Source organism: Escherichia sp. MOD1-EC6021, from assembly GCF_002965245.1.
Classification (GTDB): domain Bacteria; phylum Pseudomonadota; class Gammaproteobacteria; order Enterobacterales; family Enterobacteriaceae; genus Escherichia; species Escherichia coli_F.
In genome coordinates, this window is record NZ_PTRU01000001.1 from 38,990 (window position 1) to 52,620 (window position 13,631).

18 protein-coding genes are annotated in these 13,631 nt (G+C 49.8%); all 18 read left to right on the forward strand.

Annotated elements, in window-relative coordinates; genetic code table 11:
- Positions 1 to 177: 177 nt before the first annotated feature.
- The 18 genes from BEB54_RS00280 to BEB54_RS00365 all read left to right on the forward strand — a co-directional run bounded on the left by BEB54_RS00280 (position 178) and on the right by BEB54_RS00365 (position 13,622).
- The gene (locus tag BEB54_RS00280) at positions 178 to 381 is read left to right on the forward strand and encodes a phage holin family protein (protein WP_000286100.1); all 204 of its coding nucleotides are present in this window, start codon (positions 178 to 180) and stop codon (positions 379 to 381) included.
- Positions 359 to 856, forward strand: coding sequence for a lysozyme RrrD (gene rrrD, locus BEB54_RS00285; RefSeq protein ID WP_001504512.1), 498 nt, complete (start codon positions 359 to 361; stop codon positions 854 to 856). The genes BEB54_RS00280 and rrrD overlap by 23 nt, the downstream gene beginning before the upstream one ends.
- Positions 853 to 1,290: a lysis protein gene (locus BEB54_RS00290; RefSeq protein ID WP_040063255.1), complete on the forward strand. Its 438-nt coding sequence runs from the start codon at positions 853 to 855 to the stop codon at positions 1,288 to 1,290. Before rrrD ends, BEB54_RS00290 begins: the two co-directional genes overlap by 4 nt.
- 201 nt (positions 1,291 to 1,491) lie before the next feature.
- Positions 1,492 to 2,013 (forward strand): KilA-N domain-containing protein, encoded by a 522-nt coding sequence (locus tag BEB54_RS00295; protein ID WP_105282095.1) that lies wholly within the window; start codon positions 1,492 to 1,494, stop codon positions 2,011 to 2,013.
- A gap of 358 nt (positions 2,014 to 2,371) precedes the next feature.
- Positions 2,372 to 2,614: a DUF2560 family protein gene (locus BEB54_RS00300; protein ID WP_024623275.1), complete on the forward strand. Its 243-nt coding sequence runs from the start codon at positions 2,372 to 2,374 to the stop codon at positions 2,612 to 2,614.
- Positions 2,615 to 2,617: 3 nt separating this feature from the next.
- Positions 2,618 to 2,905 (forward strand): hypothetical protein, encoded by a 288-nt coding sequence (locus BEB54_RS00305; protein WP_001700895.1) that lies wholly within the window; start codon positions 2,618 to 2,620, stop codon positions 2,903 to 2,905.
- A gap of 9 nt (positions 2,906 to 2,914) precedes the next feature.
- Positions 2,915 to 3,094 carry a hypothetical protein gene (locus tag BEB54_RS00310; RefSeq protein ID WP_105282096.1) on the forward strand — a complete coding sequence of 60 codons (180 nt, stop codon included), beginning with the start codon at positions 2,915 to 2,917 and terminating at the stop codon, positions 3,092 to 3,094.
- A gap of 23 nt (positions 3,095 to 3,117) precedes the next feature.
- Positions 3,118 to 3,606, forward strand: a complete 489-nt coding sequence (locus tag BEB54_RS00315; RefSeq protein WP_000729922.1) for a DNA-packaging protein — start codon at positions 3,118 to 3,120, stop codon at positions 3,604 to 3,606.
- Positions 3,584 to 5,083: a terminase large subunit domain-containing protein gene (locus tag BEB54_RS00320; protein WP_105282097.1), complete on the forward strand. Its 1,500-nt coding sequence runs from the start codon at positions 3,584 to 3,586 to the stop codon at positions 5,081 to 5,083. The genes BEB54_RS00315 and BEB54_RS00320 overlap by 23 nt, the downstream gene beginning before the upstream one ends.
- Entirely contained in the window at positions 5,084 to 7,249 is a 2,166-nt protein-coding gene (locus BEB54_RS00325; protein ID WP_105282098.1) for a portal protein, read from the forward strand.
- A 13-nt stretch (positions 7,250 to 7,262) separates the two neighbouring features.
- Positions 7,263 to 8,174 (forward strand): scaffold protein, encoded by a 912-nt coding sequence (locus BEB54_RS00330; RefSeq protein WP_000373006.1) that lies wholly within the window; start codon positions 7,263 to 7,265, stop codon positions 8,172 to 8,174.
- Positions 8,174 to 9,469, forward strand: coding sequence for a P22 phage major capsid protein family protein (locus tag BEB54_RS00335; protein WP_072800732.1), 1,296 nt, complete (start codon positions 8,174 to 8,176; stop codon positions 9,467 to 9,469). Before BEB54_RS00330 ends, BEB54_RS00335 begins: the two co-directional genes overlap by 1 nt.
- Before the next feature lie 44 nt (positions 9,470 to 9,513).
- The gene (locus tag BEB54_RS00340; RefSeq protein WP_089519029.1) at positions 9,514 to 9,744 is read left to right on the forward strand and encodes a hypothetical protein; all 231 of its coding nucleotides are present in this window, start codon (positions 9,514 to 9,516) and stop codon (positions 9,742 to 9,744) included.
- Complete coding sequence (locus BEB54_RS00345; RefSeq protein ID WP_105282099.1) at positions 9,722 to 10,222, forward strand: packaged DNA stabilization gp4 family protein; 501 nt, start codon at positions 9,722 to 9,724, stop codon at positions 10,220 to 10,222. The genes BEB54_RS00340 and BEB54_RS00345 overlap by 23 nt, the downstream gene beginning before the upstream one ends.
- On the forward strand, positions 10,222 to 11,640 hold the full coding sequence (locus tag BEB54_RS00350) for a packaged DNA stabilization protein gp10 (protein WP_105282100.1): 1,419 nt from the start codon (positions 10,222 to 10,224) through the stop codon (positions 11,638 to 11,640). Before BEB54_RS00345 ends, BEB54_RS00350 begins: the two co-directional genes overlap by 1 nt.
- Positions 11,640 to 12,488 (forward strand): tail needle knob protein, encoded by an 849-nt coding sequence (locus BEB54_RS00355; protein ID WP_105282101.1) that lies wholly within the window; start codon positions 11,640 to 11,642, stop codon positions 12,486 to 12,488. The genes BEB54_RS00350 and BEB54_RS00355 overlap by 1 nt, the downstream gene beginning before the upstream one ends.
- A complete protein-coding gene (locus BEB54_RS00360) occupies positions 12,488 to 12,955 on the forward strand; it encodes a DUF2824 family protein (protein ID WP_000403514.1) in 468 nt (155 codons plus the stop codon). Before BEB54_RS00355 ends, BEB54_RS00360 begins: the two co-directional genes overlap by 1 nt.
- Positions 12,942 to 13,622 carry a hypothetical protein gene (locus tag BEB54_RS00365; protein ID WP_001544386.1) on the forward strand — a complete coding sequence of 227 codons (681 nt, stop codon included), beginning with the start codon at positions 12,942 to 12,944 and terminating at the stop codon, positions 13,620 to 13,622. The genes BEB54_RS00360 and BEB54_RS00365 overlap by 14 nt, the downstream gene beginning before the upstream one ends.
- Positions 13,623 to 13,631 lie beyond the last annotated feature (9 nt).

Here is a 13,631-nt window from a genome sequence, read left to right on the forward strand (position 1 = left end):
CTGGCTTCGTGAAAGCGGGTGGCAAGAAGTTGCGCTAACAACCTCCTGCCGTTTTGCCCGTGCATATCGGTCACGAACAAATCTGATTACTAAACACAGTAGCCTGGATTTGTTCTATCAGTAATCGACCTTATTCCTAATTAAATAGAGCAAATCCCCTCAATGAAGGGGTAGAGCATGTACCGTATGGACAAAATCAGAGAATGGTTCAGTTACAGCTTCGGAGGACTGACTGCGATGGGTGGCATTCTCTCCCTGAATGACTGGGCTGTCATCATTGGTATTCTTTGTACTGTCGGCACATTTGGCATCAACTGGTACTACAAGCGCAAAGAGCGCGAGGACAGATTGAATGGCAATGTCACCGGCACTACGAAATAGCGTAATAGCGGCGATAAGTGGCGGGGCTATTGCTATAGCATCTGTGTTAATCACTGGACCAAGTGGTAACGATGGTCTGGAAGGTGTCAGCTACATACCATACAAAGATATTGTTGGTGTATGGACTGTATGTCACGGACACACCGGAAAAGACATCATGCTCGGTAAAACGTATACCGAAGCAGAATGCAAAGCCCTCCTGAATAAAGACCTTGCCACGGTCGCCAGACAAATTAACCCGTACATCAAGGTCGATATACCGGAAACAACGCGCGGCGCTCTTTATTCGTTCGTCTATAACGTGGGCGCAGGCAATTTCAGAACATCGACGCTTCTTCGCAAAATCAACCAGGGCGATATCAAAGGCGCATGTGATCAGCTACGTCGCTGGACATATGCTGGCGGTAAGCAATGGAAAGGGCTGATGACTCGCCGTGAGATTGAGCGTGAAGTCTGTTTGTGGGGGCAACAATGAGCAGAGTAACCGCGATTATCTCCGCTCTGGTTATCTGCATCATCGTCTGCCTGTTATGGGCTGTTAATCATTACCGTGATAACGCCATCGCCTACAAAGAACAGCGCGATAAGGCCGCATCCATCATCGCTGACATGCAGAAGCGTCAACGTGATGTAGCAGAACTCGACGCCAGATACACAAAGGAGCTTGCTGATGCTAACGCGACTATCGAAAGTCTCCGTGCTGATGTTTCTGCTGGGCGTAAGCGCCTGCAAGTCGCCGCCACCTGTGCAAAGTCAACGACCGGAGCCAGCAGCATGGGCGATGGAGAAAGCCCAAGACTTACAGCAGATGCTGAACTCAATTATTACCGTCTCAGAAGTGGAATCGACAGGATAACCGCGCAGGTTAACTACCTGCAGGAGTACATCAGGACTCAGTGCCTGAAATAATTTTTTTGCAAATCACAAAGTCCATTTAATGAGCCTCGCGATGCGGGGCTTTTTGCAATAAATGCGTACCGCAACGCATGTTTTTTACACCGAACCTGCCCATTTGGAATGGGCCTTTGAGGATACCAGTTAGTGCTGGCGAGCCTCGGTGGGCTGGTTTCCTATGCGGCAAAGGTTCATTTCAAATGGTAGGTAAACGTTATGAATATCGTGCCACTTAATTACAAAGGTGAAATTGTCAGTTTCAACACTGATGGTTGGATCAACGTCACAGGTGTTGCTGAGAGATTTGGGAAACGCATTGATAACTGGATGCGTTTGGCAGAAACGCTTGAATACGTTCGTGCTTTAGACGAAGCGTTGACCGGGAAAGAATCTCAAATTTTACATCCCTCACAATCGAGGTATGTAAAAACCAGCAAGGCACGAAAGGACAGGGGTGGTGGTACGTGGCTACATCCAAAACTTTCAGTTGCATTTGCCCGTTGGTGTGATGCTCGTTTTGCTGTGTGGTGCGACCTGCACATTGATAGTCTGCTTCGCGGTGAACTGACTGAGCAGCAGAAATATGAGCAAGCATGTCGCATTCGCGATGACCGGAAATCAAAAGCCAGCAATGGGGCAAGAGAGATGGCTCGCTGGCGATGGAATAAGCCGGTTATTGAAGCAAATGTTGAGTACTGGCGCGAGCAACTGCAGTTGACTCTCGATATCGCGTGCTGATGGCAAACGCAAAACTGCGTTATCGGAAAAATCAAAGCATTACGAGAACTGAGCAACGGCTATCCATTACAAAGCCCATCTACGGGTGGGCTTGATAATGAAACCGGAGTTAATTTCTGGTCACTAATTAACGGCAGTACAGCGAAACAACCCAAGCCAGAAAGTGGGGAAATAACACTGTCAGCCACTGAAAGATGAACCTCCTGCCTTATGGCAAAAAAGATTCTTTGTGGTGGCGGACTGATGGAAAGACATCGGTTATTGCAGAGACCACTCATTGAATGGTCTCTACAATGGCTTATACCCTACACGGGATAACTTAACTGATATCCCTTTTAACGGATAAACGGAGCCAACAATGGCAGAGATTATTCCCATGACTGAAGAACAGAAATTCCAGTTAGAGATTTACAAGCTGGTCATGAACCAGAACGCAGCCGCAGAGGAAGCGTTTCAATTCATTGGCACTGACGAGCTGAAGCTTGAGCTATTCAAAATTCACTTCCAGTCAGGTGGCGCTAATTCAGATATCACGATCCGCACATTCGAAGCGGTGCGTAAATCGAAGGAAGCGTTAGACCTGTTCACTACCGGAGTGTAAGAGATGACTGAACAAGAAATGCCGAGATACCAGTGCCACAAAAAAGTTCGCGCCCTGAAGATTGGCTCTATAGAACATAAGCCAAACCCAGATCAGTCTGGTAAGACTGGCTCTTCTAGTTATGGGGCAATTATTCATCCGGATGATAAGAAATACGCAGCATTTGATGTTAGCGCGGAATATATCTGTAAGCACCGACCAATGTCTGGAGGCTATTACGTTGTCTATGAGGATGGATATGAATCATATTCTCCTGCTGAGGTATTTGAGTCTGGATATTCAAAATTATAGGAATCCTCTATGACAAACGTCGTTGATCTTGGTAATGAGAAGAAATTCCCAATTACTCAAGAGCTATACGAGCGGCTGGAAAGCGTCATCCATGATTACGATGGTGAAATCAGTTTATGCGAGGCGATTGGTACACTCGAATTGCTGAAGCAGTCACTGATTGAAGGCGCGAAAGAGTCCTCAGCCTGAAATAACAACTAAGTGAGATGAATATGGCAGCACCAAAGGGCAACCGATTTTGGGAGGCCCGCAGTAGTCATGGGCGAAACCCTAAATTCGAATCGCCTGAGGCGCTGTGGGCTGCTTGTTGTGAATACTTCGAGTGGGTAGAAGCTAACCCGCTATGGGAGATGAAGGCGTTCTCGTATCAGGGTGAAGTGATACAAGAGCCTATCGCCAAGATGCGAGCGATGACTATTACAGGCCTCACTCTGTTCATTGATGTGACGCTTGAAACATGGCGCACATATCGCCTGCGAGAAGATTTATCTGAAGTCGTTACGCGAGCAGAGCAGGTCATCTACGACCAGAAATTCTCTGGCGCAGCCGCTGACCTTCTCAACGCTAACATCATCGCCCGTGATTTGGGCCTCAAAGAGCAGTCGCAAGTTGAAGACGTGACACCTGATAAGGGAGATCGCGATAAGCGACGCTCTCGTATCAAGGAGCTATTCAACCGTGGAACTGGACGCGATTCTTGATAACCTGAGCGACGAAGAGCAAATCGAATTGCTCGAGCTACTCGAAGAAGAAGAGAACTACCGGAACACACACCTGCTATATGAATTTACGCCATACAGCAAACAGCGTGAGTTCATCGACGCCGGGCATGACTATCCAGAGCGCTGTTTTATGGCTGGTAACCAGCTTGGTAAGTCATTTACTGGTGCTGCTGAAGTCGCGTTTCACCTTACCGGGCGTTATCCGGGAACAAAAGGCTATCCTGCTGATGGTAAATATGGCGGTGAGTGGAAAGGTAAGCGTTTCTATGAGCCTGTTGTCTTCTGGATTGGCGGCGAGACAAACGAGACGGTAACCAAAACGACTCAACGCATCCTGTGCGGTCGTATTGAAGAGAATGATGAACCGGGTTACGGTTCAATACCGAAAGAGGACATCATTAGCTGGAAGAAGTCTCCTTTCTTTCCGAACCTTGTTGATCATCTTCTGGTTAAGCATCACACGGCTGATGGCGTTGAAGATGGCATTTCAATCTGCTACTTCAAACCATACTCGCAAGGCCGTGCACGCTGGCAGGGTGACACAATCCACGGCGTGTGGTTTGACGAAGAACCACCATACAGCATTTATGGCGAAGGGCTTACCCGTACCAACAAATACGGGCAATTCTCAATTCTGACGTTTACCCCGCTGATGGGGATGTCTGACGTTGTTACCAAGTTCCTGAAGAACCCCAGCAAGTCGCAGAAAGTGGTCAACATGACCATCTATGACGCTGAGCACTATACCGAAGAGCAGAAAGAGCAAATCATCGCATCCTATCCCGAGCATGAGAGAGAGGCGCGTGCTCGCGGTATTCCTACGATGGGTAGCGGGCGAATCTTCCAGATACCGGAAGAGACGATTAAGTGTCAGCCGTTCGAGTGTCCTGATCACTTCTACGTAATTGGCGGGATGGATTTCGGATGGGATCACCCGCAGGCGCAGGTTCAGCTTTGGTGGGATAAGGACGCAGACACAATCTACGTTTCACGCGTGTGGAAGGCGAAAGAAAAAACAGCCGTTCAGGCGTGGGGATCCGTTAAATCATGGGCGCATAAAGTGCCAACTGCATGGCCTCATGACGGAAACCAGCATGAGAAGGGCGGCGGTGAGCAGCTCAAAGGGCAGTACGCGGACGCTGGTTTTATGATGTTGCAGGAGCATGCGACATGGCCTGATGGCGGTAATGCTGTTGAACCTGGCATCACTGAATTGCGCGACATGATGCTTGATGGTCGCTTCAAAGTATTCAACACCTGTGAGCCATTCTTTGAGGAGTTCCGCCTCTATCACCGTGATGAAAACGGGAAGATCGTCAAGCTTAACGACGACGTTCTCTCAGCCGTTCGCTATGCATACATGATGCGCCGCTTCGCCAAAATGATGCGCGACATCAAAAAACCAAAAGAGAAAAAGATACCAGCCCCAATCAGGCCCATCGCACGGAGAACTTAAATGGCCGACGAAAACAGACTCAATTCCATTCTGTGTAAGTTTGACGCGGACTGGATGGCGAGCGATGAAGCCAGAACCGAGGCGACAAATGACCTGTATTTTAGCCGAGTGTCGCAATGGGATGACTGGCTATCAAACTACACTACCCTGCAATATCGCGGACAATTCGATGTTGTTCGCCCGGTGGTCAGGAAACTGGTCGCAGAGATGCGCCGGAACCCTATCGACGTTCTCTTCCGACCCAAAGACGGCGCTAATCCTGATGCTGCCGATGTGTTGATGGGAATGTATCGTACTGATATGCGCCATAACACGGCAAAAATTGCCGTTAACGTTGGCGTTCGTGAGCAGATAGAGTCCGGCGTTGGTGCATGGCGTCTGGTCACCCAGTACGAAGACAACGACCCAACAAGCAACAATCAGGTAATCCGACGCCTGCCAATCCATGAAGCCTGCTCACACGTCATATGGGACGCCAACAGCAAGCAGATGGATAAGAGCGATGCTAAGCACTGCACGGTGATTAACGCTTTGTCACGCAATGGCTGGAAAGAGTTCGCAGAGGATTACGGCATTGATCCTGACACGCTGCCATCTTTCCAGAATCCGAACGATACATGGCTGTTTCCGTGGGTATCGAATGATGTCGTCTACGTCGCTGAGTATTACGAGGTAGAAGAGAAGAAGGAGAAAGTCTTCATCTACCGCGACCCGCTGACAGGTGAGCCGGTCAGCTATTACCAGCAGGATATCAAAGACGTCATCGACGACCTGGCTAATCGTGGATTCATTAAGGTAGCAGAGCGTAAGGTCAAGCGTCGTCGTGTGTATAAGTCGATCATCACCTGCACGCAGATACTGAAAGACCGCGAGAAGATAGCAGGAGAGCATATTCCAATCGTTCCAGTGTATGGTGAATGGTCATTCGCTGGTGACAAGGAGTGCTACGAAGGAGTGGTAAGGCTGACGAAAGACGGTCAACGCCTTCGTAACATGATCATGTCATTCAACGCCGATATCGTTGCTCGTTCACCGAAGAAGAAACCGACCTTCTTCCCTGAGCAAATCGAAGGCTACGAATACATGTACGGAGGAAATGATGACTATCCGTACTATCTGCAGAACAAGACCGATGAAAACGGTAACGACCTGCCGATTGGTCCAATCTCCTACATGGAAAACCCTGAAGTGCCGCAAGCCAACGCTTACATGCTTGAGGCTGCCACCAACGCAGTGAAAGAGGTAGCTAGTCTTGGCGTGGATGCGCAGGCGGCAAATGGTCAGGTCGCTTTCGATACCGTCAATCAACTGAACATGCGGGCAGACCTTGAGACATACGTGTTTCAGGATAACCTGGCTACCGCAATGCGACGTGATGGCGAGATTTATGCCTCAATGGTCAACGATATTTATGACGTTCCTCGCCATGTAACGCTGACTCTTGAAGACGGAAGCGAGAAAGACGTTCAACTCTACGCGCAAGTTGTAGATTACCAGTCCGGCAATGTGGTCACACTCAACGACATTCGCGGTCGCTATGAGTGCTATACAGACGTTGGACCATCCTTCCAGAGTATGAAGGAACAGAACCGCGCAGAGATTCAGGAGTTGCTCACTAAGGTTCCGCAAGGTACTCCAGAGTTCCAGATGCTGATGCTGCAATACTTTACGCTGCTTGACGGTAAAGGCGTCGAGATGATGCGAGAGTACGCGAACAAGCAACTGGTGATGATGGGGCTGAAGAAACCAGAAACACCTGAAGAGATGGAGATGGTACAGCAGGCTCAACAGCAGCCGCAGCATCCATCAGCAGAGCAAATTCAGGCGCAGGGTATCCTTCTGCAAGGTCAGGCTGAATTGCTCAAGGCAGAGAACCAACAGGCGCAGATTCAGGTTGAAGCCGCCAAGGTTGAAGCCCAAAACCAACTCAACGCCGCGAAGATTGCAGAAATCTTCAACAATATGGACCTCGACAAGCAGGAAGAACTGCGTGAGTACCTCAAGCTCGTAGGTCAATTCCAGCAACAGCGCAGCAAAGACGCTCGCGCTAACGCTGAGCTGCTTCTTAAAGATGCAGACCAGACTCATTCACAACGCATGGATTTCGCGAATCTTATGCGTCAAGTTCAAATCCCCTCCGGCGGAGTAGCCGAGACACCTCAATAAGAGAGAGTTAATCATGGACCAAACCACCGACATTCAGGCTTCTGAAGAATTAACCCTGCCCGGCAATCATGCAGCGGCATCTGCTGATGGCTTAGTTGTCGATAATGCCAACGACAACGCAGGCCAGGAAGAAGGCTTCGAGATTGTCCTGAAAGACGATGAGAAACCAAAACAAGACCCGGCAACTAATGCTGAATTTGCCCGTCGCCGCATCGAACGCAAACGCCAGCGTGAGCTTGAGCAGCAGATGGAAGCGGTTAAGCGTGGAGAGTTGCCGGAGCACCTGCGGGTGAACCCTGAGTTACCAAAACAACCAGACCCTAACGATTATCTTTCCGAAGACGCACTGGCTAAGTACGACTATGACCAGAGCCGCGCACTGGCTGCCTTCCAGCAGGCAAATAGTGAATGGCAGATCAAGGCTATGGACGCACGAAGCCAGGCTGTCGCCGAGCAGGGTCGCAAAACTCAGGAGTTCACCCAGCAATCAGCGCAATATGTCGAGGCAGCCCGTAAGCACTACGACGCAGCGGAAAAGCTCAATATCCCTGACTATCAGGAGAAAGAGGATGCATTCATGCAACTGGTGCCGCCAGCAGTCGGTGCCGACATCATGCGCCTCTTCCCGGAGAAATCCGCTGCTCTCATGTATCACCTTGGTGCTAATCCTGAGAAAACACGCCAGTTGCTGGCGATGGACGGGCAATCCGCGCTGATTGAACTCACTCGACTGTCAGAACGTTTAACTCTCAAGCCTCGAGCCAAGCCTGTTTCAGAAGCCCCGTTACCTGATGAACCCATTCAGGGACACGCTGTTGCTGCAAATATCTCTGCGATTGAAAAGCAGATGGAAGCGGCAGCAAACAAAGGGGATGTAGAGACGTACCGCAAGCTCAAGGCGCAACTGAATAAAGGAATTCGATAATGGCATTAAATGAAGGTCAACTGGTCACGTATGCTCTGGATGAAATCATCGAAACCGTCCAGAACCTGACGCCAATGGCGTCCAAAGTGACAAAATACACCCCTCCGGCAGAATCCATGCAGCGTTCAAGCAACACCGTGTGGATGCCTGTTGAGCAGGAAGCGCCAACCCAGACTGGCTGGGATTTAACTGGCAAAGCAACCGGGATTCTGGAGCTCTCCGTGAAATGCAACATGGGCGATCCGGATAACGATTTCTTCGAGCTTCGTGCAGATGACCTGCGTGATGAGCGTTCTTACCGTCGCCGCATCCAGGCATCCGCCAAAAAACTGGCGAATAACATTGAGTCAGCGATTGCCAAACAGGCAACTGAAATGGGCTCGCTTGTTGTTCACGATACCCGCGCAATTGGTCCATCTACTGGCCTGTCTGGCTGGGATTTTGTGTCTGATGCAGAGCGCCTGATGTTCTCCCGTGAGCTAAACCGCGACATGGGCATCAGTTACTTCCTGAACCCTGACGATTACCGCAAAGCAGGCCGCAATCTTGTAGATGGTGACATCTTCGGGCGCGTTCCTGAAGAAGCGTATCGCAACGGTACTATTCAGCGTCAGATTGCTGGCTTTGATGAAATTCTTCGCTCACCGAAACTTCCGGCAGTTACCAAGTCAACCGCTACTGGTGTAACTGTTTCTGGTGCGCAGAAGTTTAAGCCCCAGGCATACACTCTTGATACCGATGGTAACAAAGAGAACGTTGACAACCGTGTTGCAACGGTGACCGTATCATCTACCACCGGATTTAAGCGCGGCGACAAAATCAGCTTCACTGGTGTGAAATTCCTGTCTCAGATGGCGAAGAACGTGCTGACTGATGATGCTACTTTCTCAATCACCCGAGTGATCGATAGTACTCACATCGAAATCACGCCGAAGCCGATTGCGCTGGATGACGCGTCACTGACAAAAGAAGAGAAGGCTTACGCTAACGTAAACACCTCTCTTGCTGATACCACTCCGGTAAACGTTCTGAACGTGGCAACAACCACCGCTAACGTGTTCTGGGCTGATGACTCAATCCGCCTGCTGTCTCAGCCGATTCCGGTAACCCATGAACTGTTTGCTGGCATGAAAACGTCTTCCTTCAGCATTCCAGGCATTGGTGTTAACGGCATCTTCGCAACGCAGGGTGATATCAACACTCTGTCTGGTAAGTGCCGTATTGCTGTGTGGTATTCAGCATGTGCTGTACGACCAGAGGCAATTGGTGTTGGTCTGCCTAACCAGACCGCGTGATAACCAGAGGGAGCTTCGGCTCCCTTTTTTATCTGGAGACAAGCATGACACACATGATTTTTCGTCATGGAGACATGAAGAAGTGGAAAGGCGTTGGATACGACTTTGAAATCGTGAAAGCCGAAGAGCTTCAGGAATATCTGGATGCTGGTTGGTTTTCACATCCTGATGACCTTTTGAAGGATGTTGCAGAGCCAGAGCCAGAAGAAAAACAGCGTAAAAAGCCTAGTCGAAAACCTAAGGCGGCAGCAGATGAACCTGACAACGAAGGGTGATTTAGTTCTTGCGGCATTACGTAAGCTCGGTGTGGCATCAAATGCCACGTTAACCGATGTCGAACCGCAGTCTATGGAAGACGGAGTCAACGACCTTGAAATGATGATGGCGGAATGGCTTGGCGGTGATTCGTCACCAGGTATCAACGTTGGCTACATTTTCGCTGATGCAGATGTCGCTCCGGATCCGGGAGATGAGCACGGTTTATCAAATAACGCTATCAATGCCGTCATTTTCAACCTTGCCTGCCGCATTGCTCCGGATTATGCGCTGGAAGCGTCAGCAAAACTTATAACCACTGCCAGATACGGGAAAGAGCGACTCGTCAAACTGTCTGCAATGGACAGAGCAAAAGCCGCTAAATGTAAGTCCGGTTATCCAAACCGTATGCCTGTTGGTAGCGGTAACCAGTTGGCGAAGTGGAACGGTTGGAATTACTTCCACCGAAAAGAATCTTGCGATAACGGGAGCGAATAATGCCGATTCAGCAACTTCCGCTCATGAAAGGTGTCGGCAAAGACTTCCGAAACGCCGACTATATCGACTATCTGCCAGTGAATATGCTGGCTACACCCAAAGAAATCCTGAACAGTAGCGGATATCTTCGCTCATTCCCGGGCATTGCCAAACGTTCTGATGTGAACGGCGTATCGCGAGGCGTCGAATACAACATGGCGCAGAATGCTGTTTATCGCGTGTGTGGTGGCAAACTGTATAAGGGCGAAAGTGAGGTCGGTGATGTTGCCGGAAGTGGTCGCGTATCAATGGCTCATGGTCGAACATCACAGGCGGTAGGCGTTAATGGTCAACTGGTCGAGTATCGCTATGATGGCACGGTTAAAACCGTCTCAAACTGGCCTACAGGCAGCGGATTCACGCAGTATGAGTTAGGCTCAGTCCGCGACATTACACGCTTACGTGGGCGTTATGCGTGGTCAAAAGACGGTACTGATTCATGGTTTATCACTGACCTTGAAGACGAATCTCATCCTGACCGTTACAGCGCACAATATCGCGCAGAGTCTCAGCCTGACGGCATCATCGGCATCGGAACATGGCGAGACTTCATCGTCTGCTTTGGTTCATCGACGATTGAATATTTCTCCCTGACTGGTGCAACCACCGTTGGTGCCGCTTTGTATGTTGCACAACCATCGCTGATGGTGCAGAAAGGTATTGCCGGAACCTATTGCAAAACGCCATTCGCTGATTCCTATGCGTTCATCAGCAATCCGGCAACAGGTGCGCCATCTGTATACATCATCGGATCCGGTCAGGTTTCACCAATCGCCAGCGCGAGCATTGAGAAAATCCTCCGCTCCTACACTGCTGATGAACTGGCTGATGGCGTGATGGAATCGTTGCGCTTTGATGCTCATGAGTTGCTGATTATCCACCTGCCGCGCCACGTCCTATTATATGACGCATCTTCAAGCGCTAATGGTCCGCAATGGTGTGTGCTGAAAACAGGCCTGTATGACGATGTGTACCGCGCTATCGACTTCATTTACGAAGGCAATCAGATAACGTGCGGCGATAAGCTGGAATCCGTGACCGGGAAATTGCAGTTCGATATCAGCAGCCAGTACGACAAGCAGCAGGAACACCTGCTGTTTACTCCGTTGTTCAAAGCGGATAACGCCAGAGTTTTCGACCTTGAAGTTGAATCGTCAACTGGAGTTGCGCAGTATGCTGACCGCCTTTTTCTCTCTGCAACCACTGACGGCATCAATTACGGGCGTGAGCAGATGATTGAGCAGAATGAACCGTTCGTTTACGACAAACGCGTTTTGTGGAAGCGTGTCGGGCGAATAAGGAAAAATGTCGGATTCAAATTGCGCGTTATCACGAAGTCACCTGTCACTCTGTCTGGCTGCCAGATAAGGATCGAGTAATGGCTGATTCGAATCTCAATGAGCCGGTAATCATTCAGGCTACACGACTCGACACATCAGTCCTTCCGCGTAATATCTTCTCGCAGTCATATCTGCTGTACGTTATTGCACAGGGTACTGATGTTGGTAATGTGGCTAACAAGGCCAACGAGGCCGGACAGGGAGCTTATGACGCACAAGTCAGGAACGATGAGCAGGATGTGATTCTTGTCGATCACGAAATTCGACTGGCATCAGCTGAAGCGAAGATTCAGGACCACGAAACAAGGATCACTAACGCAGAAGCGGCGATAGTCGGCCTTGATTCACGATTAACGACAGCAGAAAACGATATTGATTACCTGACGGATGAAGTTGTCGCCATTCAAAACACGCTTTCAGACCATGAAACGCGCATCGATGCTCTGGAGTATGCCACTACTCGCAAGAAGTCAGAGGTTGTTTACTCTGGCGTATCTGTAACCATCCCGACAGCGCCGACCAACCTTGTTAGCCTGCTGAAAACGCTCACGCCGTCATCCGGCGCGTTGGCACCATTCTTCGACACCGTTAACAACAAGATGGTTGTGTTCAACGAGAACAAAACCTTGTTCTTCAAGCTGTCGATCGTCGGGACGTGGCCCAGCGGAACCGCCAACAGGTCAATGCAGCTAACATTCTCCGGTTCTGTTCCTGACACACTGGTAAGCAGTCGCAACTCGGCGACAACAACCGACAACATCCTGTTAGCTACGTTCTTCAGCGTGGATAAAGACGGCTTTCTTGCCACAAATGGCAGTACGTTAACCATTCAGTCAAATGGTGCGGCGTTTACTGCCACAACCATCAAAATCATTGCGGAGCAGTGATGGAAATAAAGCTCATCGATAATCCGGTGAAGCTTGCAGAATTCCTCAACAACCCGGCAAACACGGGAAATATCGTAGACAGTGGAGATAAATACTACATCAAGCCTGATGCGGTATATCTCGGCATCTACGAAGGATTAGTGCTGGCTGGCGTTCATGAAGTGCGTAACTTCTGGCATAGCGTTGTTGAATGCCATGCGGTGTATGACCCCGGATTCCGTGGCGAATATGCACTACAAGGGCATCGATTATTCTGCAAATGGCTTCTCGAAAACTCACCATTCCTTAACAGCATCACCATGGTTCCTGACACCACCAAATACGGACGGGCAATTATCCGTTTGCTTGGCGCTACCCGTGTTGGTCACCTTGATGATGCGTACATGAGTAACGGAAAACCGGTAGGAATCACCCTCTATCAATTACCTCGTTCGAAATATGAGGAGCTATTAAATGTTAGTACTTAGCGAAAGCTTCAAGAATAAATTGCTTCCCATGAATGGGTATATGAAAGGCGGCAGCGACTCCGGATCTAAAGCCCAGGCACGCGCAACTGAAAAGGGCATCGAACTGCAGCGTGAAATGTGGCAGACGAACATGCAAAACCTTGCACCGTTCACGCCACTCGCTCAGCAGTACGTATCACAGTTGCAGAATCTTTCCTCTCTTCAGGGGCAAGGTCAGGCTCTTAACCAGTATTACAACTCTCAGCAGTACAAAGACCTTGCAGGTCAGGCGCGCTATCAGAGTCTGGCAGCAGCAGAAGCAACTGGTGGATTAGGCTCTACAGCAACCGGAAACCAGTTGGCAGCAATCGCGCCTACACTCGGTCAAAACTGGCTGTCAGGTCAGATGAACAACTACAACAATCTGGCAAATATCGGCCTTGGTGCTCTTACAGGTCAGGCAAACGCCGGACAAAACTACGCTAACAACGTCAGCCAATTGTATCAACAGCAGGCGGCAGCATCTGCGGCTAATGCTAACCGACCATCAGGACTGCAATCAGCCTTGGGAGGTGCCATGAGCGGTGCGGCATCAGGGGCGATGATTGGCTCTGTGGTGCCAGGAATAGGTACGGCTGTTGGCGCTATTGGTGGCGGCATTATCGGTGGTCTTGGATCATTGTTTTAAGGTGGGAAT

Excerpts from the sequence above, each read along its gene's own strand:
- rrrD (WP_001504512.1), top strand. The coding sequence starts at position 359 with ATGTCACCGGCACTACGAAATAGCGTAATAGCGGCGATAAGTGGCGGG.
- BEB54_RS00345 (WP_105282099.1), top strand. The coding sequence starts at position 9,722 with ATGAACCTGACAACGAAGGGTGATTTAGTTCTTGCGGCATTACGTAAG.
- BEB54_RS00310 (WP_105282096.1), top strand. The coding sequence starts at position 2,915 with ATGACAAACGTCGTTGATCTTGGTAATGAGAAGAAATTCCCAATTACT.
- BEB54_RS00305 (WP_001700895.1), top strand. The coding sequence starts at position 2,618 with ATGACTGAACAAGAAATGCCGAGATACCAGTGCCACAAAAAAGTTCGC.
- BEB54_RS00360 (WP_000403514.1), top strand. The coding sequence starts at position 12,488 with ATGGAAATAAAGCTCATCGATAATCCGGTGAAGCTTGCAGAATTCCTC.
- BEB54_RS00290 (WP_040063255.1), top strand. The coding sequence starts at position 853 with ATGAGCAGAGTAACCGCGATTATCTCCGCTCTGGTTATCTGCATCATC.
- BEB54_RS00295 (WP_105282095.1), top strand. The coding sequence starts at position 1,492 with ATGAATATCGTGCCACTTAATTACAAAGGTGAAATTGTCAGTTTCAAC.
- BEB54_RS00335 (WP_072800732.1), top strand. The coding sequence starts at position 8,174 with ATGGCATTAAATGAAGGTCAACTGGTCACGTATGCTCTGGATGAAATC.
- BEB54_RS00280 (WP_000286100.1), top strand. The coding sequence starts at position 178 with ATGTACCGTATGGACAAAATCAGAGAATGGTTCAGTTACAGCTTCGGA.
- BEB54_RS00325 (WP_105282098.1), top strand. The coding sequence starts at position 5,084 with ATGGCCGACGAAAACAGACTCAATTCCATTCTGTGTAAGTTTGACGCG.
- BEB54_RS00365 (WP_001544386.1), top strand. The coding sequence starts at position 12,942 with ATGTTAGTACTTAGCGAAAGCTTCAAGAATAAATTGCTTCCCATGAAT.
- BEB54_RS00350 (WP_105282100.1), top strand. The coding sequence starts at position 10,222 with ATGCCGATTCAGCAACTTCCGCTCATGAAAGGTGTCGGCAAAGACTTC.
- BEB54_RS00340 (WP_089519029.1), top strand. The coding sequence starts at position 9,514 with ATGACACACATGATTTTTCGTCATGGAGACATGAAGAAGTGGAAAGGC.
- BEB54_RS00330 (WP_000373006.1), top strand. The coding sequence starts at position 7,263 with ATGGACCAAACCACCGACATTCAGGCTTCTGAAGAATTAACCCTGCCC.
- BEB54_RS00355 (WP_105282101.1), top strand. The coding sequence starts at position 11,640 with ATGGCTGATTCGAATCTCAATGAGCCGGTAATCATTCAGGCTACACGA.
- BEB54_RS00300 (WP_024623275.1), top strand. The coding sequence starts at position 2,372 with ATGGCAGAGATTATTCCCATGACTGAAGAACAGAAATTCCAGTTAGAG.
- BEB54_RS00315 (WP_000729922.1), top strand. The coding sequence starts at position 3,118 with ATGGCAGCACCAAAGGGCAACCGATTTTGGGAGGCCCGCAGTAGTCAT.